Here is a 23,959-nt window from a genome sequence, read left to right as displayed (position 1 = left end):
TAAAATTTCGGAGGTATACATTTATGAATGGTACAGTAAAATGGTTTAATGGAGAAAAAGGTTTTGGATTTATTACAGGAGAAGATGGAACAGATGTTTTCGCACACTTTTCTCAAATAAATTCTGATGGTTATAAATCACTTGAAGAAGGTCAAAAAGTTTCTTTTGATGTAGCTAAAGGACCAAAAGGACCACAAGCAGAAAATATTACTATTATCTAGTTTTTAATTAGTAAATATTTACCCCTTAAATAGTTATACTATTTAAGGGGTTTTTTAGATTTTAAAATTACAAATTATTTAGAAGTGTGATTACACAATAATATGCGAATCTTAAATTAATATTCATTTAAATACATCTACATTAATGGCATTTTATAGAGTTAAAAAAGGTGATAAAACATTGGAAGACTTTAAGTTATAATAATGCAAGGTGTTATAAATGAATTTTAGAATAATTTCTAATGCTCTTTTTTTACTATAGCCATCAACATGGTTTGTAACTTTCATCAATAAACCCTCAAAAAATATAATAATATTTTCACTTAATTCTTTAACATCTTCTTGATTTATATACCCATCTTTAATACATATTTCAAGTAAAGCAAGATCACGTTCATTAATATAATCTTTATCAAGCATAGTAGATAAAGATGTTGGGACACTTTTTAATTCATTAGGAAAAATTTCATAATATTCCTTCATAGTATCTTTAACACTAAGATGACCTTGATCTAGAAATATTGATTTAAAGATTTTAGGATTGTTAAAAGCGTGTATAGAGAAACACTTCCAAATACCTAAATAATTCTCTAAAGATGAATTATCTTCACTAATATAATTAGGAAGATCTTGAATATATAAATTATAATATTTCATGCAAGCAAAAAACAAAATATGATTTAAATTTTTAAAGTACTTATATGCAGTAGCAACGTTATATCCTGTAACATGAGCAATTTTTCTTGCTGTAACATTTTCTATACCTTCTTCATCTATAAGTTTATTAGCTGAACTTATGAAAGAAACTATCATTTCTTTTCTTTCTATGGCTGACTTAGTCATAAGATTACCCCTTTAATTTACTCATTATTAATATGTATCTTTATTATAACATTAAAATTTAAATATATAATGATATAAGATTAACTATTTGATTTTTAAATACATAGAATTTGTTAATTAAATAACAAAAAAACGTAAACATGTTTACAAAATGTAATTAGAGGAATAAAATAATATTATAAATATTAAGAAAATTAAAAAAATAATAAGGAAGTGGGAGTATGAAACTAGAAATTGGAAATTTTCATGTGGAAGATATAGTTTTTGGCGAAAAAACAGAATTTGCTCAAGGAATACTAACTATTAATAAAAAGGAAGCATTAGATTTTGTTTTAGAGGACAAGCACATAATTGAAGCAGATTTATTTATTGTTAAACCAGGTGACAATGTACGACTTATGCCAGTAAAAGAGGCTATAGAGCCGAGAGTAAAATTGAATGGAGATTCATTATTTCCAGGTTATACAGGAGATTTAGTTAAAGCAGGTAATGGTAGAACTCATGCACTGAAGGATTGTAGTCTGCTGGTAGTGGGAAAACATTGGGGTGGATTTCAAGATGGACTTATTGATATGAATGGAGAAGGTGCAAAATATACCTACTATTCTCAACTTAAAAATATAGTACTAGTTGCTGATACAGATGAAGAATTTGAAAAAAGAGAACAACAGAAAAAAAATAAAGCTTTAAGAGAAGCAGGACATAAACTTGCAGAATTTATAGGCAGTGTTGTTAAAGATTTAGAACCAGAAGAAATTGAAGAATATGAACTAAAGTCAGTAATAAAACGTGAAAAAAGGGTAAATGAACTTCCAAGTATGGTATTTGTTATGCAACCTCAATCTCAAATGGAAGAGTTAGGGTATAACACATTTTTGTATGGATGGGACATGAATCGTATGCTACCAACCTTTATGCATCCCAATGAAGTTTTAGATGGAGCGTTGGTATCAGGTAGTTTCATGCCTTGCTCATCTAAATGGTCAACTTATGAGTTTCAAAATAATCCTACAATAAAAAGACTTTATAAAGAACACGGAAAGACAATAAATTTCTTAGGAATAATAATGTCAAATCTGAATGTAGCTTTAGAACAAAAAAACCGTGCCGCACTATTTGTAGCACAGATTGCAAAGTCTATTGGAGCTGATGGTGCAATAGTTGCAGAGGAAGGGTATGGCAACCCTGATGCAGATTTTACAGCCTGTATAGTTGCTCTTGAAGATGCGGGAGTAAAAGTTGTAGGACTTACTAATGAGTGTACTGGAAGAGATGGACAATCACAGCCACTAGTTTCTATGGATGAAAAGGCTGATGCTATAGTGTCTTGTGGTAATGTGTCAGAATTAATAACTCTTCCACCAATGAAAACTGTTATAGGAGAATTAGAATCTCTAGGTAGAGACGGTGTATCTGGTGGTTGGGAAAATGATGAGATACTTGGACCTTCTGTAAGATCAGATGGATCAATAATAATGGAGAATAATGCTATGTTCTGTGGAGATCAGGTTTGTGGTTGGTCGCAAAAAACAATGATAGAGTTTTAGTAACTAGGAGGGGATAAAATGAAAAAGGCAGTAATATATATAAACCAATTCTTTGGTCAAATAGGTGGAGAAGATAAGGCAGATTTTGAGCCTATAATTAAGGAAGGCACAATAGGACCGACTATAGAACTAAATAAAAACTTAGATGCAGAAGTTACTCATACAATAATTTGTGGAGATAACTTTATGGGATCTAATACAGAAGAAGCTATAAAAAGAATCATATCTGAACTTAAAAATATAGAATTTGATATTTTCTTTGCAGGCCCAGCTTTTCAAGCAGGAAGATATGGTGTTGCGTGTGGTGAAATCTGTAATGCTGTTAAAGAAGAATTTAATGTCCCAGTAATTACTTCTATGCACATAGAAAACCCTGGGGTAGAAATGTTTAAAAGAGATATGTATGTTTTTGTAGGAGGACATAGTGCAGCTAAAATGAGAGGTGATATAAAAGCTATGGCAACCTTTGGAAATAAGCTTTTAAAAGGTGAAGAAACCCTTGGTGCTGAAGTAGAAGGATATTATCCTAGAGGGATAAGACATCAAATTTGGAGAAAAGATGGTAAGTTGGGTGCTGATAGAGCAGTAGAAATGCTTATAGATAAATTATATGGAAGACCGTTTATCACTGAACTTCCAATTCCTAAAACAGATATAGTACCTATAGCAGAGCCAATTAAAGATCTTAAAAATGCAACTATAGCACTTTTAAATACAGGAGGTATCGTACCTGTAGATAATCCAGATAGAATTCAATCAGCATCTGCAACAAGATGGGGAAGATATAATATTGATGGCGTAGATGCTCTAAAAGGTGGAGTTTATAAAACAATCCATGCTGGATTTGACCCTGCAGCAGCAGATGCAGATCCTAATGTAATAGCTCCAATAGATGCATTAAGAGCATATGAAAAAGAAGGGAAATTCAAAAAACTACATGAGTATTTCTATTCAACAGTTGGCACTGGAACTACTCAAGCTGAGGCAAAGAGAATGGCACAGGAGATTTTAGTTCATCTTAAAGATGAAGGTATAGATGGAGTTATAATGGTTTCTACGTGAGGAACTTGTACGCGTTGCGGTGCAACCATGGTTAAGGAAATTGAAAAATCAGGTATGCCAATTGTACAAATGGCAAACTTAATTCCAGTTTCAAAAACAGCAGGAGCAAACAAGATTATTCCTACTATATCTATTCCATATCCGCTAGGAGATCCAGGAACTTCAAAAGAAGAACAATGGAAACTTCGTTACCACAGAGTTGGAGTTGCATTAGATGCCTTAGCTACAGATGTAAAAGAACAAACTGTTTTTAAAGTTAAGTTTTAATATTTAAGGGCTGTGAAAGTAAATTTACAGCCCCTAAAGAAAACCTACGGCATAATTATCTACTCTAATTTTAAGGAGGATATTGTTATGGGAAATAATAACACTAATACAACATTAGATATAAAGACTAAAAAAAAGCAAGGGTCAAATATAGTTTTTATTATTTCATTAGTTATAACTTTTGTTATTGTATTTTGGGGAATTTTAGATAAAAGTGGTTTTGAACAAATATCCAATAGTGCTCTTAATTTTTTAACTGAAAAATTTGGCTGGGCATACCTGCTTTCTATGATGATATTTGTAGTATTCTCAGTGGTATTAGCATTTAGTAAATTTGGAAAGATAAAGCTTGGTGCAGATGATTCAAAACCAGAATATAGCACTGTTGCTTGGTTTGCAATGCTATTTGGAGCAGGTATGGGAATAGGACTAGTATTTTGGGGAATTGCTGAGCCTATATCTCATTTTGTAGCTCCAATGGAAGGTATGGCTCCAGGGTCTGTTGAAGCTGCAAATTTTGCTTTTAAATCTTCCTTTATGCATTGGGGATTTCACCCTTGGGCAAATTATAGTATTATAGGTCTCGCTCTAGCATATTTCCAATTTAGAAAAAATAAACCCGGACTAATTAGTAGCATATTTATTCCGTTATTAGGAGAAGAAAGAGTAAAGGGTCCAATTGGTAAAACTATTGATATACTTGCAGTATTTGCCACAGTAGCTGGAGTTGCAACTTCTTTAGGACTTGGAACACTACAAATTAATAGTGGATTAAGTTATATGTTTGGGATTCCAGAAACATCAATAGTTCAGCTAATTATAATATTTGTTATAACAGTAATAGTTATTTGGACTGCAGTTAGTGGGATTGAAAAAGGTATTAGTGCAATATCAAATATAAACTTGGTCATTGCTTTTGGAATCTTAATTTTATCTCTATTTATAGGGCCAACCATAAAGATAATAAATACTTTTTTAAATGGTACAGGTGGTTACTTAACAGAGTTTATAGAGAGTAGCTTGCATATTGAACCTTTTGCAAGTAATAAATGGGTAAATAGTTGGAGGATATTTTACTGGGCATGGTGGATTGCTTGGGCTCCTTTTGTAGGCGTGTTTATTGCTAGAATATCCAAAGGAAGAACTATTAGAGAGTTTATAATTGGAGTTATTGTAGCACCAAGTATTGTATCTATAATTTGGTTCTCAGTATTTGGAACTCTTGGAGTAAATCTTGGTATTACTGGCGAGCTTACAATGGATGTATTAAAGAACTTAGCTGCATCACCAGAAACTGCATTCTTCCAAGTTATAACTAAATATCCACTAGGAAGTATAATTTCAGTATTTACTATAATATTATTAGGTACTTTCTTCATTACTTCAGCTAACTCAGCAACTTTTGTGTTAGGTATGTTATCCTCAAATGGAGATTTAAATCCATCTAATAAAAAGAAAATAATATGGGGTATACTTCAGGCACTGCTAGCTACAGCTTTATTGTTATCAGGTGGATTAGCATCATTACAAACAGCATCTGTAGTTGCTGCATTTCCGTTCATTATAGTAATGCTTTTATGTTGCGTTTCCCTGTGGAAGGCACTTAAAGCTGAAAAGATATAATTGGTAATTTAGATAGATTGTAAGGTATATATGTTAAGTTAATTTATAAAGTTTAAGGGAGGCATAGACTCCCTTTTTAATATTCATTTTTATAAGCGACAGTTAAAGCTATATATTAATATTTTTATTATAATTTTATAGAAGATTAAAGATTTATCTATACCCTATGTAGATAATATAATATTTTGAATGTACTTTTTCTTTTAGAACACAATAATTTAATATATGATACAATAGATACAAATATAAATAGTAAGGTGTGTAAAGATGGAAGAATTAAGAAAAGCAATTGATGAAATTATAAAAGAACAGATTATAAAATTAGTTATTAGTAATAAGATGAATAAAGATATAGAATATAACAAAATAATATTTATATTAAAGGAAAACAACTCGAAGGAGTATTATCAAATAGAAAAGTATACTGATAAGCAGGTATTTCATGAAAATATTCATTTAGATTTATTAAAGGAAAAAGTCTTAGAGTATACAATGGATAATTATAAACAAGTTTCTGCTTGGGCAAGTAATATTACCTTTGATTTAAGAATATCTAAAAAGGGTAAAGTTCATTTAGGAAAGAAAACAAGCAATAATGAAAGTCTTATTAATAAAGAACATAATAAAGAAAAGAATTATATCCTTAAAGAAGGAATGATAATTGAGCCCCTTATAGATTTAGGAATCTTCACTAAAGAAGGCAAAGTGGTAAATTCTAAGTATGATAAGTATAAACAAATAAATAGATTTGTTGAAATCATTGATGATGAAATTAAAAAGAATGATTATAAAGAGCTTACAATTTTAGATTTTGGATGTGGGAAATCTTATTTAACCTTTGTACTATATTACTACTTTGTAGAGATTAAGAAAATTAATGTTAAGATGATAGGTCTAGATCTTAAGAAGGATGTAATCGAAAAGTGTAATGATATATCTAAAAGATATAATTATGAAAACTTACACTTTGAACTTGGAGATATAAATGGATTTAAATATAATGATAAGGTTGATATGGTAATTACCTTACATGCTTGTGATACTGCTACAGATTATGCATTATATAATGCTATTAAATGGAATAGCAAAATGATTTTTTCTGTACCTTGTTGTCAGCATGAGTTTAATAAGCAAATGAACACAGAATCCTTATCTATACTTACTAGATACGGCATAGTTCAAGAAAGAGTAGCAGCTCTCATGACTGATGCAGTAAGAGGAAATCTTTTAGAATCTGTAGGATATAAAACTCAGCTTTTAGAATTTATAGATATAGCTCATTCTCCTAAAAACATATTAATTAGGGCATCAAAGGCTAGTATAGCTAAGGAAAAAAAGGAAAAGGCACTTTCAGAGGTTAATGCTTTAATGAATGAATTTAATTTGAATCCTACATTGTTTAATTTATTAAAGCAGGATGAATTAATTTAGTGGTTTATAATATTTGTTACAAGGTAACCTCCTTTAAGTTTGTATATAGTGCTTCACAAGGAGATGATTTAAATTATGATAATTAATAAAATCAATTTTAACTTAGCTCAAGAAATAGTAAATGCAGTTAAAGAGGTTGTAGATAAAGATATAAATTTTATAGATATTAATGGGATAATTATAGGTAGTACAGATAAATCTAGACTTAACACCTTTCATCAAGCAGGATATAATGCTATAAAAACTTTGAGTAATGTAACTGTTGAAGATAATGAGGAATATAAAGGAAGTAGAAAAGGTATAAACTATCCCATAAAAATAAACAATATTGCAGTAGGTGCTATAGGTATAACTGGAGAGCCTAGTGAAGTTAGTAAATTTGGATTTTTAGTCACTAAAATCACAGAAATATTTATAAAAGAACAGCAGCTAAATTATAAGTATGAAGCAGATAAACAGAGAATAAATTATGTTGTAAAGTCGTTGATATATAATAATGTTGAAGATAAAAATGAAATTGAAAATATTCTTCAGGAATTTGGAATAGAGTTAGATCAGCAGTTTGCAATAGTTATTTTAAAGATAAATAAGTATCATAATCTTAGAGAACTAGAGACTATAGAAAACCATATAAAAGGTGTATTAGATGATATTGGTAATATATTCAAGCTATATATTTATCCTAATGAATTCATAGCGTTAGTAAACCAGGAAAGATATAATAAATTAAGAAACACTCATTTGGAAACATTAAGTAAGTATCATGGAATTTTAACTGGGGGAGTAGGTAGGTTAAAGGGTTTATATGAAGCGTATAAATCCTATGAAGAAGCTAGAATTGCCCTTAAGTACTCCGCTGAAAACCATGATATTTTAACTTATCTTGATAGCTTGAATTTAGAGCTTATTTTAGAGAGTGTAGATACTGAAACAAAAAATCAGTATAAGGATAAGGTATTAAAATCTCTTGATGAAGAGGATATAAATCTATTGGAGGTTTATTATAAAAATGATATGTCTCTAAAACAAACTGCAGAAGAGCTATATGTACATAAAAATACCCTTCAGTACAGATTAGAAAGAATATATGAAAAATCAGGATTTAATCCAAGAAAATTTAATGAATCCGTAATACTTTATTTAGCTATAAAACTATCATAAAAGGAAAAATGCAAAGAAATTTTTAATAATGAATTATCTCAAAATTGATTAAATCTAAAGTTTTTATTGAAATTGTAACTATATGGAATAATAGGTATCAATCAAATAAAAATGAGGATTAATTATAACCAATTTTGAGATATTTTTATTTATAAGTAAAATTATTTTTATGAAGGATTTTAAATTTAAAAATTCAATATTAGATATGACAAAAATTAAGGTGTGAAAACGTATTATTTTGTTGTATGTAACATAGAAGTGACAAAAATCCTTTGATATAATTTGATAAAAGGAGGAGGTAGCAATGAAAATTGTAATTTCTATAGATTCTTTAAAGGGAAGTTTAACTTCAATTGAAGCAGCTAATGCAATAAAAACAGCAATATTGAATGTAGATAATAATTCAGATATAAAAATAATGCCCTTAGCAGATGGGGGAGAGGGAACTGTAGATGCTTTAGTAGAAGGCATGAATGGTGAAGGCAAAATTATATCTGTTACAGGTCCAGTGGCAGAAAAGGTGGAGGCTAAGTATGGGATATTAAAAAATAACAATACAGCAATAATAGAAATGGCTCAAGGGGCAGGTTATGCACTAGTTCCACCAGAACTAAGAAATCCTTTAAAAACTACTACCTATGGAGTTGGAGAAATAATAAAAGCTGCCATAAAAGAGGGATGTAGAAACTTTATAGTTGGAATAGGTGGAAGTGCTACTAATGATGCAGGAGTAGGAATGCTACAGGCCTTAGGGTATGAGTTTTATGATGAAAATAATGAACCTGTTGGTTTGGGTGGCCAGGTATTAAATAAGATAAAAACTATAAAAATACATAATAAATTGAAGGAACTAGATGAGTGTACCTTCAAAATAGCTTGTGATGTGACCAATCCTTTGTATGGAGAAAATGGAGCAGCCTATGTTTATGGACCACAAAAAGGTGCAACTATTGATATGGTGAAAGAATTAGATAGAGGACTTAGAAATTTTGCACAGGTGGTTAAAAAAGAATTAGGAAAAGATATAGCTGAGACAGAAGGTGTGGGAGCAGCAGGTGGACTTGGATTTGCATTTTTAGGATTCTTAAATTCAAAACTAGAATCTGGAATTAAAATAATATTAGAAGAAATTAAGTTAGAAGAAGCTATAAAGGATGCAGATTTAGTTATTACTGGAGAGGGTAGACTAGATAATCAAACTGCCATGGGAAAAGCGCCTATAGGAGTCGCTAAGCTTGCTAAAAAACATAAGGTTAAGGTAATAGCAGTGGCAGGATGCACTACAGAAGATGCTGTTAAGTGTAATGAAGAAGGAATAGATGCTTATTTTTCTATAATAAATTCAGCTATGACTATAGAAGAAGCAGTTAATAAAGAAACAGCTATAAAGAATATGACATCAACAATGACACAAATTTTTAGACTTGTAAAGACAATGAAAGAATAAAAATCTTAAATAGGGGTGACGATAATGGAAGTACAGATTACAACATTAGGAGCTTTACTTGGACTTGTAGTAGCCATAGTATTAATCATTAAAAAAGTACAACCTGTATATAGTTTAATATTAGGTGCAGTAGTTGGAGGGTTAGTAGGTGGAGCTGGAATTGAAGGAACCGTAAGTGTAATGATAAGCGGAGCAAAAGATATCATGCCAGCAATCCTTCGTATAGTGACCTCTGGAGTTTTAGCAGGAGTACTTATTAAGACAGGAGCAGCAGCTAAAATTGCAGATCAAATTGTGAAAAGCTTAGGTGAGAAAAGAGCACTATTTGCCATAGCGTTATCAACCATGATACTAACAGCTGTTGGAGTATTTATAGATGTAGCAGTAATAACAGTAGCACCTATAGCCCTTGCAATAGCAAAGAAATTAGGATATTCACCTATGGTTATACTTTTAGCTATGATTGGTGGAGGTAAGGCAGGAAATATAGTATCGCCAAACCCTAATACCATAGCAGCAGCAGAAAATTTTGGAGTAGAATTGTCATCTTTAATGGTAGCTAATATAATTCCTGCCATAGTTGGACTTGTAGTTACAGTAATATTGACTTCTTTACTTAATAAAAAGTATAGAGGTGCAAAAGAAACAAAAATAGAAGAAGTTGAAGAGGTGGAATTGCCATCTTTCTTTGCAGCAATAATTGGTCCAATTGTAACTATAATTTTACTATCACTTAGACCATTAATAGGAATATCAATAGATCCACTTATAGCATTGCCAGTTGGAGGTATTATAGGAGTTTTAGTTATGGGTAAAGGTAAAAATATTAACGAATATCTAACCTTTGGATTATCTAAAATGATGCCTGTAGCAATACTTTTAATAGGGACAGGTACTGTAGCAGGAATAATAAAGGCATCAGGATTACAGGCTACAACTATAGGAATGCTTAATGCTTTAAATATGCCAGCATTTGTATTGGCACCTATTTCTGGAATATTAATGTGTGCTGCTACAGCTTCAACAACCTCAGGGTCAACTATAGCATCAGCTACATTCTCACAAGCCATAGTGGGAGTAGGTATATCACCTATAGGAGGAGCGGCGATGGTTCATGCTGGAGCTACAGTTCTTGATCATCTACCACATGGTTCTTTCTTCCATGCAACAGCAGGAGCAACAGGGATGAGCATAGGACAGCGTTTGAAATTAATACCATATGAATCTTTAGTAGGATTATCAATGACTTTAGTTTCTACAATAATGTGGGGAATTATATTCTAGTTTAGTAAGTATAGATATAATAGTTAAAAAGAAATACAATATTTAAATTTTAAAAGTAGTAGAGCAATATCAAGTTTTAAAATCCATAGACTCTTCATTAAATAGGAAAATACTATCATTAAGGAATACTTATGAATTCTTTGATGATAGTATTTTTATTTTAAAGCCTTCTTTAAATCACTAGTCATTGACTATAATATTAATTAATTTTAGCAATTAATAATTAATATGTTAACCTATAAAATTGTAAATTACAAAAATGTAAGATAAGTGTAAGTTACTTCGATAACATATGTGAACTAAGAGATGTATAATAAACTTATAAGGAGGAGTTGCAATGAAGAAGTTATTGGTTAAACTTACTTTAGGGATTATTGTTTTAATGACAGCACTTGGAGTTTTTGTTTTACAAGATGGATATTCTTTATATAGAGCTGCTACCTCTGATATAGGGGTACAAGAAAAAATTAATGATATAAGAAATGGTAAGGATTATGTAACTATAGATGGGATCTCTAAAGACTTCCTAGATGCTATTGTATCCGTAGAAGATCATAGATTTTATAATCATAATGGAATAGATTTAATAGCCATAGGAAGGTCAGCTATTAGTAATATAGATGCAGGGAAAATAATTATGGGGGGAAGTACAATAACACAGCAATTAGCAAAAAACTTATTTTTTACCCATGAGCAAAGATTGGAAAGAAAAATTGCCGAAATTTTTGTGGTTAGAGAACTAGAAAATAATTACTCAAAGGAAGAAATATTAGAGCTATATGTAAATGTAATATATTATGGCGATGGCTATTCTGGAATTAAACAAGCCTCTAAAGGATATTTTAATACATCACCCAATGAAATAACTTTATCTCAATCATTGTTGTTAGCAGGACTACCACAATCACCAGAAAACTATGCATTATCTAAAAATTATGAAAGAGCAAAGAAAAGAAGTGAGGTTGTATTAATGTCTATGATAAGAAATAATGTTATTTCAAGAGAGGAAGCAGAATCATTATGTAATGATAATATGGATAAAACTTTCAATAAAGCTACTCTTGCTTCAGGAACTACAAATTAATGATTGAAAAAGATATAAATTAAAACTTATAGGTTGTACTTTAATAATAATGGGTATAACCTATATTTTTGTACTTTTAATGTGGTATGATTAGTATATATAGTATGAGAATGTATTTTTAATATTATTTAATTGTAAATAGTTGGGGTAAATTTATTTGCAATTACTAGTTATATAGGGGGTTACTATGGAGATTAAAGATCAAGAAGTAGAAAAAAGTGTGAATATAAAGAAGAGGATAATTATAGGTATTATAATTTCCATTAGTATTTTGCTAATTATATATTTAAGCACATCTTTATATTTTATGAAGAGATTTTATTTTGGAACTAAGATTAATGGAGTTAGTGTTACTGGAAAAACCACGGAAGATATAGAAGCTGATATATTAGCAGAAAGTGAAGCTTATATATTAAAGTTAAAGCAAAGAGGTAATGTTGAAGAAAATATAAATGGAAGGGATATTGAATATAAGTATAGTTTAAAAAATAAAATTGAAGATTTGAAGGAATATCAAAGTGCTTTTGGATGGATTTATGGAATTTTTAATACTAGTGATTATAAGTTAGAAAGAAAAGTATCTTATAATGATGAATTGTTAAAAAAGAAGTTCCATAGTTTAAATTGTTTTAAGAATGATAATATAATTAAACCTGAGAATGCTAAAATTCAATATGAAAATAATGAATACGTAATTAAAGAAGAGATTCAAGGAAATATGGTAAATAAAGATATACTATACAAAAAAGTTAAGGAAGCACTTAATAATAAAGTAGACGAAATAAATTTAGATGAAACTAAGTGCTATGAAGAGCCAAAGTATACTGTTAATTCAAAGGAAGTGGTAAAGGCTAAAAATACTCTTGATAAGTATATAAGTTCAGTAATTACTCATAATTTTGGAGATAATAAAGAAGTGTTAAATGGAAATTCTATTCATAATTGGCTTCATATTGATAAAAACTTTAAGGTATCTATTGATGAAGAAAAGGCAAGAGAATATGTAAATTCACTGTCCATTAAATATGATACCTATGGGGCTGCAAGGAATTTTAAAACCTCCCTTGGAACTACTGTAAATGTAAGCGGAGGTGACTATGGATGGTTAATTAATTATAGTGAAGAAACTGAAGCTTTAATTAATGCTATTAAAGATGGAAAAAAGGAAGAAAGACAACCTATATATGCTCAAACAGCTGTAGCTTATGGTGCAAATGATTTCGGAAGTACCTATGTAGAAATTAATTTAACAACCCAGCATATATGGTTTTACAATGATGGAGTTTTAATTACAGAAGGTCCTATGGTTAGTGGCAATGCTGATAGTAAACATGCTACTCCATCAGGTATTTACAGTTTAACTTATAAAGAGAAAAATGCAACTTTAAGAGGAGAAAATTATGCGGCACCCGTTAGTTATTGGATGCCTTTCAATGGGGATATTGGTATCCATGATGCTACTTGGCGCTCAAAATTTGGAGGGCAAATTTATATAACAGATGGTTCTCATGGATGTATAAATACTCCATATGATGTTGCTAATAAGATATTTGAATATATAACTCAAGGTACACCAGTAATATGTTATTTTTAGTTTGATTATATAATTAAACCATAGAACTCTTTTTAGTAAAGTAGAATATTATAATTACTATAGAACTAAAAGGAGTTGAAACTATTTGGCTAGGGAAGTTAAAGTTATGCAGCCAAGTAATCCTACAGATGAAGAAAGACATATGATGCTGAGACTTGCTTTAGAAGAAGTAGGTCGAATAGAAGACTATGATAATTTAATTGAACTACTTAGCCCACCAAAGGACATTACAACCATATTACCACCAGGCAGATGTAAGGGGATTAATGTAGGTATAATAGGAGGAGGAATTGCAGGTTTATCTGCTGCTTTTGAGCTTAGGAAATTAGGTTTTGACATAACTATATTTGAACAGCAAAAGGAACGTATAGGAGGAAGAATTTATACTTACTATTTTGATGAAAATAAAAGATTTTATGGTGAGCTTGGTGCTATGAGAATACCAGTAAGTCATGAAGCTACATGGAAGTATATAAATCTATTTAAATTAAAAACAACACCCTTTATTCAAAATAATGATAATGCCTTTATTTATGTGAGAAATAAAAGAGCTATCAATGATCCAGATGGAAGAAGTGTTATGGAGAAAATATATCCTGAATTTAATTTAGCACCATGGGAAAGAAAAGAACCTTGGCAAAAACTTGTAAGTTATGGCTTAGGAGCTAGCTTACTTCAAATTAGTCCAGATATAAGAAGAGAGTTGTTGCAAAATAAAAAAAATTACTCTCCAGTAATTGAATATTTTGATAGTATAAGCATAAGAAGAGAGCTTGAAGAACGGGGATTAAGTGAAGGTGCTATAGAATTAATATCATGCATTGCAACTTTCTCGGGATGGTTATATGACAATAGTTATATTGAAAGTCTCCAAGAACAGTATGCTGTAGATGATGCTTTTAGGTACCAAATAGACGGAGGAACAGTATGGTTACCTATTGCAATGTATCATTCATTAATGTCACTTGACCCAAAAGAATATAATGACATTTTACAGAATCAACTAGGACATATAACTTGGAAAAGTGGGAATAGAATAGAAGGTATATACAAAAATAACGAAGATAATAAAGTTATTTTAGAATATAAAAGTGAAGAAGAAATAAGTAGTCACCACCAGAGCTTTGATTTTGTAATATGCACTATACCATTTTCTAGCCTTCGTAATGTAAATGTATATCCTATGTTTAGTACAGAAAAAATGCAAGCAATCAAAGAAGTTAATTATATAGCAGGACAAAAAACTATCTTTATGTGTAAAGAGAGATTTTGGGAAGAAGGGGGCCCTAGTAGAGCAATAATAGGTGGAGCCTCTTATACAGATTTACCAATAGGAAGTATATGGTACCCATCTTATAATATTGAGTACAATATTGCTGATTTGGAAAGTCAGGTAATACCTTCTTTGAGAAGAGAGTATAAAGGTTATGGAGGGGCTGGGGTTCTTTTAGCATCCTACAATCTATCTAGAGACGCGGTACGTCTTGGTAATTTAGAACCAATAACTAGGTTAGAATGGATAAAAACACAAGTAGAGCATGTCCAAGGACTCAAAAAAGGATATCTTGATGATACAGTATTAGATAGTAAAACCATACAATGGGATAACGAACAAGGATTTTTTGGAGCTGTTTGCTATTATATGCCTGGTCAAAAAAGGCTATTTGCCTATGCTTCTAGCCAGCCTGAATATGATAATAGAGTATATTTTGCTGGTGAACATATTTCACAGGAGCATGGATGGATACAAGGAGCAATAAAAAGTGCAATGATTGCTGCAAATGAAGTAGCAGAACATTGTAAAAATTATATAAAAACAGTTATGAATTGAAAATAAGAGGTTATATCAAAATATATTAATTTATGATTAATAGATTATTTTGATATGGCCTTTTCTAATATTAATTTTAATATAGGATATATGTTAAAGGTTGTAACAAATGGTACATAACTTCTGCTACATTTTGTTTATAATAAAGGTAGTAAATCAGTAGGGGGTATTACCATGAATTTAAATAATTTAATGAGACAACACGGAGACATATCAGATGAAATAAGGCTAATAAAAGAAATGATAAATAAAAATGTTATGGCATTAAATGCAATGGAAGCAGCAAGCCATATAAATAAACTCGCAGGGAAATTACAAATTCACTTAACATCAGAGGATAAATTTTTATATCCAACCTTGATTAATGGTAAAGATTTATCACTTAAGAAAATGGCTAATTTATATATGAATGAAATGGGTGAAATTTCACAAGTATTTACTAGTTATAAAAATAAATTTAATACTAAGAATAAAATTGAAGCTAATTTAATGGGATTTGTTGAAGAAACTAAGTGTATATTAAAAGCTATAGAGACAAGGATTACCAAGGAAGAAAATGAATTATATAAAATGATAAATGTCAATTAGCATCAAAAATTTTTGTGTAATTAATTACATAAAATGTAATTAATTAATATATAATAGGTAGTTTATACAATAAATTAGTTAATATTAAATAAAAATACAATAAATTGATTTAACACAAATAAAATATTTAAAGAATATAAATTCACAAAATATTATCTTGTAAAATTAAAAATGTATGATAATATACAATGAATTTTAAGAAAAACAGCTAAATACAAGGGTTTGAAAATGATTTAAAATGGTTAGAATAGAATTATTTTAAATCATTTTTTTATTTAAGTGATTATATTTGCAAGTATAAAAATACTAAATTTCAGTTGTACATAATAATTTTATAAAAATGCTATACTTTATAAAAAGTGTGTGATATAATTAAAAACATGTTATTGGAGTCCAATTATTTTTGTTAAAAAAATATATTTTGCATAAACTAAAGATTATATATTGCATAAGTTTATAAAGTTTTTAGTTGAAAATAATAAAAGATGGTGGTGTTTTTTATATGACTAAGAAAAAATTCAAAAGAGTATTAGTAGCAAATAGAGGAGAAATTGCAATAAGAATATTTAGAGCTTGTCATGAGCTTGGAATAAGAACTGTTGCTATATATTCTGAGGAGGATAAGCTTTCTCTTTTCAGAACAAAGGCCCATGAAGCCTATCAGATTGGAAAGAATAAAAGCCCTGTTGACGCTTATTTAAATATTGATGAAATAATTAATCTTGCATTAAAAAAGCGTGTAGATGCCATCCATCCAGGTTATGGATTTCTATCTGAAAATCCTGAGTTTGCTAGAAAGTGTAAAGAGGCAGGAATAGAATTTATAGGACCTAAAGCAGAAATGATGGATAGATTAGGGGATAAAATAAAATCAAAAATTGTAGCAAAAGAAGTTGGTGTACCTGTAATACCAGGAGTTGAAAAACCAATTACTTCAGAGACGGAAGCAATTAAATTTGCAAAAGAATGTGGATATCCAATCATGCTAAAGGCTGCTGCCGGTGGTGGTGGAAGAGGTATGAGGATAGTAAGAAAAGAAGAAGAACTTCTGGAGTCTTTTAAAAGTGCTAAAAATGAGGCAAAAAAGGCTTTTGGAATAGATGATATATTTATAGAAAAATATCTAGAAGGACCTAAACATATTGAGATTCAAGTTCTTGGAGATAAGCATGGTAATATAGTTCACCTTTATGAAAGAGATTGTTCAATACAAAGAAGACATCAAAAGGTTATTGAATTTAGCCCAGCAATATCTCTAAGTGAAGAAAAAAGACAAGTTATCTGTGAAGATGCTTTAAAGATTGCAAAATCCGTAGGATACATAAGTGCTGGAACTTTAGAGTTCTTAGTAGATATACATGGCAATCACTATTTTATTGAGATGAATCCAAGAATACAAGTAGAACATACTGTTAGCGAAATGACTACAGGAATAGATATCGTTCAAAGTCAAATTTTAATAGCACAGGGATATAGTTTAGATTCTAAGGAAATAGGAATATGTTCACAAGAAGATGTAAAACCAAGAGGTTTTGCAATCCAATGTAGGGTAACTACAGAAGATCCTTCTAATAGTTTTGCCCCAGATACAGGGAAAATAGATGTTTATAGAACAGGTTCAGGATTTGGGATAAGACTAGATGGAGGAAATGGATTTAGTGGTGCTGTAATTAGTCCTTATTACGATAGTTTACTTGTAAAAACAACAGCTTATTCTAGAACCTTTGAAGATACAATTAGAAAATCCATACGTTCCATTAAAGAGTTGAATATTACTGGAGTTAAGACCAATATAGATTTTCTAATAAACGTATTAAATAATGAAACCTTTAGAAGAGGACAATGTGATACTAATTTTATAGCAGATAATCCTCAATTATTTGATATAAAACCTAGAACTGATGAAGAATATAAGGTTTTAAAAATCATTGGAGAAAAAATAGTAAATGAAACTAAGGGAAATAAGAGAGAATTTGACGTACCAGTTATTCCAGTTATAGACTCTTTAGAAGGCATACAAGGTACGAAGAAAATATTAGATGAACAAGGTCCAGAGGGCGTTGTTAATTGGATTAAGAATCAGAAAAAACTATTAATTACTGATACTACTATGAGGGATGCGCAGCAATCTCTAATGGCCACAAGAGTGAGAAGTAGAGATATGTTCAACATTGCAAAGGCGACCTCAGCCTATGGAAGAGATCTATTTTCTCTTGAGATGTGGGGTGGAGCTACCTTTGATACGGCTTACAGATTCTTAAAAGAATCTCCATGGGAAAGACTTGAAGAATTAAGAAAAAGAATTCCTAATGTTATGTTCCAGATGCTGATAAGAGGAGCTAATGGAGTAGGATATAAAAATTATCCAGATAACGTAATAAGAGAATTTATAAGAGAATCTTCAAAGAGTGGTATAGACATATTTAGAATTTTTGACTCACTTAACTGGTTAAAGGGTATAGAAACTTCTCTTGATGAAGTTTTAAACTGTGGGAAATTAGCAGAAGTTGCTCTATGCTATACTGGAGATATTTTAGATGTAACTAGAGATAAATATAGTCTTGAATACTATGTAAATAAGGCTAAAGAAATAGAAAAAATGGGAGCTCATATACTTGCTATAAAGGATATGTCTGCATTGCTTAAACCTTATGCAGCTAAAAAACTTATTAAAGCATTAAAAAATGAGATTTCAATACCTATTCATTTACATACCCATGACACTACTGGAAATGGTGTAGCAACTGTTCTTATGGCAGCTGATGCAGGAGTAGATATTGTAGATACAACCTTTAATAGTATGTCTGGTTTAACTAGCCAACCAGCTCTAAACTCTGTTGTAGCAGCTCTTGAAAATACAGACAGAGATACTGGCATAAATGTAAGTGAAATTCAAAAGTTATCAAATTATTGGGATGCTGTAAGACCAGTATATGAACAGTTTGAATCAGGACTTAAGTCAGGTAGAGCAGAGATTTATAAATATGAGATTCCAGGGGGACAATATTCAAACTTAAAACCTCAGGTAGAAAGTTTTGGACTTGGTCATAGATTTGAAGAAGTTAAATCTATGTACAAAGAGGTAAATAATATGGTAGGGGATATAATAAAAGTTACACCTTCTTCAAAAATGGTAGGGGACATGGCTATTTTCATGGTTCAAAATGGATTAACTTCTGAAAATATCTGTGAAAAAGGAAGAAATATGGCTTTCCCAGATTCGGCAGTATCTTATTTCAAAGGGATGATGGGTCAACCAGAAGGTGGATTCCCAGAGGAACTACAAAAGATAGTTTTAAAGGGTGAAAAGGCTATAACGGATAGACCAGGAGAATTATTACCACCTGAAGACTTTAATAAAATTGAAGAATATTTAAAGGATAAATACAAATATAATCCATCTAAAAAAGATGTTATAAGTTATGCTTTATATCCTGAAGTATTTGAAGACTTCTTAAAATTTGTTTCAGAATATGGTGATGTAAGTCGTATGGGTAGTGATGTATTCTTCCATGGACTTGCAGAGGGTGAAACTTGTGAGGTTGAAGTCGCAGAAGGAAAGACACTTATAGTTCAATTTATAGAAATAGGTAAATTAGATTCAGAAGGATATAGAACTCTAGCCTTTGAGATTAATGGAAATAGAAGAGAAATTAAAATTAAGGATAAAACAGCAAGTGATTTAAAGAGTAATGGTAGTGATAGCTCTATAAAGATGGCTAATGTTGAGGATAAGCTAGAGATTGGAGCAAGTATTCCGGGAACTATAATTAAAGTCTTAGTAGAAAAAGGACAACAAGTTAAAGAAGGAGAAAGCTTACTGACAATAGAAGCAATGAAAATGGAAACTAATATAGTAGCTTCTATGGACGGTATTATTGACTCCATTCTTGTATCAGAAGGACAACAAGTAAAGACAGGACAATTACTAGTAAAATTAAAGTAATAATTTATATTTTAAATTCCTAGTAATATATAATTGCAACCCTATAAAAAATTTATATATATTATAAAAGACTTACTTAATGTTGTATCACTAAGTAAGTCTTTTGCATTGTGATTATACTCACTAAATATTATAATGAGTAATTGATTTTCACATTAAGCAGTAGTTGGTGGAGTGAAAACTCTTGTAGCAAGTTCTTCATCTAACATATATAAGGCTGCTGGATTATCTTCAGCTCTTTTAATCTTTTTAAGAAGAGTATTAAAGGTATTTTCCTCTTCAACCTGTTCATCTATGAACCATCTAAGTAAGCTCATAGTTGCATGTTCTTTTTCTTCAGAAGCAATATCTGCTAACTTATAAATTCTACTTGTAACTAGTTGTTCATGTTTATAACCAGTTTCAAACACGTCTATTATACTTTCATATTTGCCCTCTGGTTTATCAATTTTATCTAATTCAACAACACCATTCTTTTGAAAAATATAGTCATAAAGTTTCATTGCATGAAATAATTCTTCTTGAGCTTGAACTCTAAAGAAATTAGCTATTCCACTTAAATCAACAGATTCAGCATAGGCTGACATAGCTAAATAAGTGTAAGATGAATAAAATTCAAAGTTTACTTGGTCATTAAGATTTTTTAATAAATTATCACTTAACATTAGTATACCTCCTTGTAATCCTTAGTTTATTATAGAATTTTAGATATTTAGTACTATTCTACATGATTTACCATAGTTATTCAAATTATAACAACTAAAACAATTTAATAGTAGGAATGAATATAAAAAGTCCTAAAATATTGTAGAAGGTAAATTTCTTTAAAAACTTACCACTATAGGATTTAAATTCCTTCACATATAGCTTAAATGATATAACACTTGCCATAGATGCAATTATTGTGCCCATTCCTCCAACATTAACCCCTAGTAAAAGCTCTTTATAATAATTTGTGAAGTTTGCAATGAGCATTGTAGCAGGTACATTACTTATACCTTGACTCAGCAGAATAGAGGCAAAGTAAGTATTATTAGCTTTATTTAGTATTTGTGATAAAAAGCTTTTTACAACACCCAGAGAGGAAATATTGCCTATAAATATGAAGAAACCTATAAAAGTAATAAGCAAGGAGTAATCCACTTCCTTTAATAGATTTTTATTGATTATCAAGGTTAATATCAAGGTTACCCCCATGGAAATTCTATAATCTATAAATCTAAATACAGATAAAATAGCCATAATAAATAAAATAGTAAAAATAATAATACCTTTTGTGTTGAATCCGGAAATATTATCTAGACTAGGAACCTTAATATTTTCTTTATTATTTATAATTAAAATAGTTAAAAATATAATAGCAATTATAACTAAAGGTAGAGTTATTCTAAAAAAATCCACGGGAGTTAGATTATAAAAGGAATAAATAAAAAGATTTTGTGGATTTCCCATAGGGGTTAAACTACTACCTAAGTTGGCAGCTAAAGTTTGAAAAATTACTAGTTTTAATGGATTAACCTTAATCTTTTTACTAATTATTATAGTTAACGGTACAAAGGTAAGTAGAGCTACATCATTAGTTACTAACATTGAGGAGAAAAAGGTTATAAATATTAGGGAAAAACATAATGATGCGTAGCTTGTACATTTATTTAATATAGACACTGCAATGAAGTCTAATATCTTTAAATCTTTAAAGGCTGCCACAATAATCATTAAATTTAGCAATAAAAATAAAACCTTAAAATCTATATACTCTATCTTGGGTATAGCTATAAAGGAAGAGAGAATAGCTAAAGTTATAGCTATTACTAATATAGTCTCGGTTTTAAAGAATTTTATAATTTGATTTTTATAAATTTGTACTATTTTCATTTATGTATCTCCATTTTAAAAATTAAGCTATGCATTACTTTAATTATAAATTAATTTTCAAGTAAAACATAGCCTAAATATAATTATATATTTAATTAATTGAAGGTTTCCAAGTACCCTTATAATAAAAGTATACAGATAACGCAGTTCCTATTATCCAACCAAGAGGGAAAGCCCACCAGATACCAGAATATCCTATTATTGAAGCTAAAATGAAGGAAAGGGCTACTCTTAGTATTAAATCAGAAAAGGTGGCAAACATAAAGTCTTTCATAGCTCCAGCTCCACGGAGAACACCATCACATACCATCTTAAGACCTACTACTAAATAAAAAGGTGCTAGGGTTCTTAGAAACTCAGTCCCTACATTAATTACATTTATACTCTCACTAGAATCTACAAACAATCCAATTAATTTTGGAGCAAAGATTAAAAATAGAATAAGAATTCCACCACATATACTTAAGGTTATAGCTACTGCAGCTTTATATCCTTCTTTCACCCGGGAAATTTTCTTTGCACCAATGTTTTGGGCAGTGAAGCTAGATAGTGCACTAGACATAGTACTCATAGAAGTAAGAGCAATGGTATGAACTCTAAAGGCAGCAGAATATCCTGCTACAACTATGGCTCCGTAACTATTAACTAGACCTTGTACACAAATTTGACCTATAGATATAAAGGATTGTTGCATTATACTTGGTATGGCAATTCTACTTATACGTTTTAAAATGTAACTACTAAAGTAAGGATACTTTTCAGTGACTTCAATTTTACGTAATCTCATAATAAGGCACACTATAGCTAGTATAGAAGAAAGACCTTGAGCAATAAAAGTAGCTAAGGCAACTCCAGATACACCCATTTTAAAAGTTATAACAAACACTAGGTCTAAAATAATATTAAATATAGAAGAAAAAATTAAAAGATATAAAGGTGTTTTGGAATCTCCCAAACCGTTAAATATGGCAGTGGCAGTATTATATAAAAATAAAAATATAATACCACTTATGTATATTTGTAAATAAAGGGCAGAATCAGAAAATATATTTTCTGGAGTATGGAGAAGTCTCATAAGAGGCTTACAAAAAATACTACCCAAGATAGTTAAAATAATACTAAGACTGGTTAGAGATATTATAGCTGTTGAAATTGCAGATTTCATAGTAGTATACTTTTTTGAACCAAAGATTTGTGCAACTACTACAGAGCATCCCATGCTAGAGCCTACAGCCACAGCTATGAATAGTGCAGTTATAGGATAAGAAGCACCTACAGCAGCTAAAGCATTTACTCCTATAAATTTTCCTGCTACAATACTATCTACAATATTATAAAGTTGTTGAAAAAGTGAACTAAGTAACATGGGAAGAGAAAAAGTCCATAAAATTTTAAAAGGGTTTCCAATGGTCATATCAGTGATAGAACTATCTTTAATCTTATTATCCCTTTTAGTGATAGTTTCAGAGTTCATAATAGTTTACCTCCTCAAATGATATAATTATAGATTTTAATCTAAAGTTTATAATTTAAAACTAAGTTTATATATACCTTAAGATAAAAAAATCCCCTTATCATTATAGGATGTATGTAAAAGAAGAGCAACGAAGGATATATATAGGAATATTGTGATAAAATTAGAATAATAGGGTACATTGGAGGTAATTGATTAGATTTGCTCTAGGAACCTTAATTACAGTAATATCAATGGGTTTACCATGTAAGAACATAACAATATTGAAACTGGAGAAATTAATATAAAATATTAAATTAATGGAGTGATAATATAATGAAAATATTAATAATGCGTGTGACACTAAGAGCCTCATGGGTACATTCTTTAAAGGAGAAGAGAATGGTGATAAAGAGTTTAATGCAAAGACTAAGAAATAAGTTTAATATTTCTGTTGGCGAAGTTGATGAACAAGATATACATAAAACATTAGTTATAGGTATTGCAGGAGTTTGTGGAACATCAGCTCAGATCCATTCTACCATGGAAAATATAATAAATTTTATAGAAGAAAATACAGATGCAGAAATAATTAAAATTGAGAACGAGGAAGATGTGTTTTGATGTGGTATTAAATGGTGAAAAATTTTAGAAGATATTAAAAAGGGGAAAGTTGCAACACACATAGAGGAAATAAAATAA

At 30.1% G+C, this 23,959-nt stretch carries 18 protein-coding genes; 14 read left to right on the top strand and 4 right to left on the bottom strand.

The genetic code is table 11. From position 1 onward, the window contains the following. Positions 1-23: 23 nt before the first annotated feature. On the top strand, positions 24-221 hold the full coding sequence (locus tag B2694_RS13445) for a cold-shock protein (protein WP_035131204.1): 198 nt from the start codon (positions 24-26) through the stop codon (positions 219-221). 153 nt (positions 222-374) lie between these two features. Here B2694_RS13445 and B2694_RS13440 read toward each other — a convergent pair whose 3' ends face one another. Further along, positions 375-1,064 (bottom strand): TetR/AcrR family transcriptional regulator, encoded by a 690-nt coding sequence (locus B2694_RS13440; protein ID WP_346886181.1) that lies wholly within the window; start codon positions 1,062-1,064, stop codon positions 375-377. A 221-nt stretch (positions 1,065-1,285) separates the two neighbouring features. Between B2694_RS13440 and B2694_RS13435 the strand changes: the two genes are divergently transcribed. From B2694_RS13435 to B2694_RS13380, 12 genes are all read left to right on the top strand, one after another. Then, the gene (locus B2694_RS13435) at positions 1,286-2,611 is read left to right on the top strand and encodes a glycine/sarcosine/betaine reductase component B subunit (protein ID WP_346886180.1); all 1,326 of its coding nucleotides are present in this window, start codon (positions 1,286-1,288) and stop codon (positions 2,609-2,611) included. 18 nt (positions 2,612-2,629) lie between these two features. After that, a complete protein-coding gene (gene grdH, locus B2694_RS13430) occupies positions 2,630-3,940 on the top strand; it encodes a betaine reductase selenoprotein B (protein WP_346886179.1) in 1,311 nt (436 codons plus the stop codon). An 87-nt stretch (positions 3,941-4,027) separates the two neighbouring features. Further along, on the top strand, positions 4,028-5,563 hold the full coding sequence (locus B2694_RS13425) for a glycine betaine uptake BCCT transporter (RefSeq protein ID WP_346886178.1): 1,536 nt from the start codon (positions 4,028-4,030) through the stop codon (positions 5,561-5,563). Positions 5,564-5,830: 267 nt separating this feature from the next. Beyond that, entirely contained in the window at positions 5,831-6,994 is a 1,164-nt protein-coding gene (locus B2694_RS13420) for an SAM-dependent methyltransferase (protein WP_346886177.1), read from the top strand. A gap of 75 nt (positions 6,995-7,069) precedes the next feature. Then, positions 7,070-8,155: a CdaR family transcriptional regulator gene (locus tag B2694_RS13415; protein WP_346847294.1), complete on the top strand. Its 1,086-nt coding sequence runs from the start codon at positions 7,070-7,072 to the stop codon at positions 8,153-8,155. A 304-nt stretch (positions 8,156-8,459) separates the two neighbouring features. Continuing rightward, a complete protein-coding gene (locus B2694_RS13410) occupies positions 8,460-9,602 on the top strand; it encodes a glycerate kinase (RefSeq protein ID WP_346886176.1) in 1,143 nt (380 codons plus the stop codon). A 24-nt stretch (positions 9,603-9,626) separates the two neighbouring features. After that, positions 9,627-10,886, top strand: a complete 1,260-nt coding sequence (locus tag B2694_RS13405; protein WP_346886175.1) for a GntP family permease — start codon at positions 9,627-9,629, stop codon at positions 10,884-10,886. A gap of 337 nt (positions 10,887-11,223) precedes the next feature. Continuing rightward, complete coding sequence (locus B2694_RS13400; RefSeq protein ID WP_346886174.1) at positions 11,224-11,970, top strand: biosynthetic peptidoglycan transglycosylase; 747 nt, start codon at positions 11,224-11,226, stop codon at positions 11,968-11,970. 187 nt (positions 11,971-12,157) lie between these two features. After that, positions 12,158-13,564 carry a L,D-transpeptidase family protein gene (locus tag B2694_RS13395; protein WP_346886173.1) on the top strand — a complete coding sequence of 469 codons (1,407 nt, stop codon included), beginning with the start codon at positions 12,158-12,160 and terminating at the stop codon, positions 13,562-13,564. A gap of 106 nt (positions 13,565-13,670) precedes the next feature. Further along, entirely contained in the window at positions 13,671-15,395 is a 1,725-nt protein-coding gene (locus B2694_RS13390; protein ID WP_346886205.1) for an NAD(P)/FAD-dependent oxidoreductase, read from the top strand. A 174-nt stretch (positions 15,396-15,569) separates the two neighbouring features. Then, positions 15,570-15,983 carry a hemerythrin domain-containing protein gene (locus B2694_RS13385; protein ID WP_035131184.1) on the top strand — a complete coding sequence of 138 codons (414 nt, stop codon included), beginning with the start codon at positions 15,570-15,572 and terminating at the stop codon, positions 15,981-15,983. A gap of 502 nt (positions 15,984-16,485) precedes the next feature. Then, positions 16,486-19,929, top strand: a complete 3,444-nt coding sequence (locus tag B2694_RS13380; RefSeq protein WP_346886172.1) for a pyruvate carboxylase — start codon at positions 16,486-16,488, stop codon at positions 19,927-19,929. Between the two features lie 155 nt (positions 19,930-20,084). Here the strand turns inward: B2694_RS13380 and B2694_RS13375 are convergent, their stop codons facing one another. From B2694_RS13375 to B2694_RS13365, 3 genes are all read right to left on the bottom strand, one after another. Next, positions 20,085-20,594: a ferritin gene (locus B2694_RS13375; protein ID WP_346868587.1), complete on the bottom strand. Its 510-nt coding sequence runs from the start codon at positions 20,592-20,594 to the stop codon at positions 20,085-20,087. 94 nt (positions 20,595-20,688) lie between these two features. Further along, positions 20,689-21,804 carry an SLC13 family permease gene (locus tag B2694_RS13370; RefSeq protein ID WP_346886171.1) on the bottom strand — a complete coding sequence of 372 codons (1,116 nt, stop codon included), beginning with the start codon at positions 21,802-21,804 and terminating at the stop codon, positions 20,689-20,691. A 91-nt stretch (positions 21,805-21,895) separates the two neighbouring features. Beyond that, positions 21,896-23,278 (bottom strand): MATE family efflux transporter, encoded by a 1,383-nt coding sequence (locus tag B2694_RS13365; protein ID WP_346886170.1) that lies wholly within the window; start codon positions 23,276-23,278, stop codon positions 21,896-21,898. Positions 23,279-23,593: 315 nt separating this feature from the next. Here B2694_RS13365 and B2694_RS13360 point away from each other — a divergent pair, with 315 nt between their 5' ends. Further along, a complete protein-coding gene (locus tag B2694_RS13360) occupies positions 23,594-23,881 on the top strand; it encodes a DUF503 domain-containing protein (RefSeq protein ID WP_346886169.1) in 288 nt (95 codons plus the stop codon). Positions 23,882-23,959: the final 78 nt, after the last annotated feature.

Origin of the sequence: Clostridium sp. UBA4395, from assembly GCF_002390995.1 — a bacterium.
GTDB classification, from domain to species: Bacteria; Bacillota; Clostridia; order Clostridiales; family Clostridiaceae; genus Clostridium_J; species Clostridium_J sulfidigenes.
This window is presented reverse-complemented; position numbering and strand designations above follow the sequence as displayed.

Bases quoted from the DNA above. Each gene is read 5' to 3' on its own strand.
- B2694_RS13420 (WP_346886177.1), top strand. From the start codon at position 5,831: ATGGAAGAATTAAGAAAAGCAATTGATGAAATTATAAAAGAACAGATT.
- B2694_RS13380 (WP_346886172.1), top strand. From the start codon at position 16,486: ATGACTAAGAAAAAATTCAAAAGAGTATTAGTAGCAAATAGAGGAGAA.
- B2694_RS13375 (WP_346868587.1), bottom strand. From the start codon at position 20,594: ATGTTAAGTGATAATTTATTAAAAAATCTTAATGACCAAGTAAACTTT.
- B2694_RS13365 (WP_346886170.1), bottom strand. From the start codon at position 23,278: ATGAACTCTGAAACTATCACTAAAAGGGATAATAAGATTAAAGATAGT.
- B2694_RS13405 (WP_346886175.1), top strand. From the start codon at position 9,627: ATGGAAGTACAGATTACAACATTAGGAGCTTTACTTGGACTTGTAGTA.
- B2694_RS13435 (WP_346886180.1), top strand. From the start codon at position 1,286: ATGAAACTAGAAATTGGAAATTTTCATGTGGAAGATATAGTTTTTGGC.
- B2694_RS13425 (WP_346886178.1), top strand. From the start codon at position 4,028: ATGGGAAATAATAACACTAATACAACATTAGATATAAAGACTAAAAAA.
- B2694_RS13360 (WP_346886169.1), top strand. From the start codon at position 23,594: ATGAAAATATTAATAATGCGTGTGACACTAAGAGCCTCATGGGTACAT.
- B2694_RS13445 (WP_035131204.1), top strand. From the start codon at position 24: ATGAATGGTACAGTAAAATGGTTTAATGGAGAAAAAGGTTTTGGATTT.
- B2694_RS13410 (WP_346886176.1), top strand. From the start codon at position 8,460: ATGAAAATTGTAATTTCTATAGATTCTTTAAAGGGAAGTTTAACTTCA.
- B2694_RS13415 (WP_346847294.1), top strand. From the start codon at position 7,070: ATGATAATTAATAAAATCAATTTTAACTTAGCTCAAGAAATAGTAAAT.
- B2694_RS13370 (WP_346886171.1), bottom strand. From the start codon at position 21,804: ATGAAAATAGTACAAATTTATAAAAATCAAATTATAAAATTCTTTAAA.
- B2694_RS13390 (WP_346886205.1), top strand. From the start codon at position 13,671: ATGCAGCCAAGTAATCCTACAGATGAAGAAAGACATATGATGCTGAGA.
- B2694_RS13440 (WP_346886181.1), bottom strand. From the start codon at position 1,064: ATGACTAAGTCAGCCATAGAAAGAAAAGAAATGATAGTTTCTTTCATA.
- B2694_RS13400 (WP_346886174.1), top strand. From the start codon at position 11,224: ATGAAGAAGTTATTGGTTAAACTTACTTTAGGGATTATTGTTTTAATG.
- B2694_RS13385 (WP_035131184.1), top strand. From the start codon at position 15,570: ATGAATTTAAATAATTTAATGAGACAACACGGAGACATATCAGATGAA.
- B2694_RS13395 (WP_346886173.1), top strand. From the start codon at position 12,158: ATGGAGATTAAAGATCAAGAAGTAGAAAAAAGTGTGAATATAAAGAAG.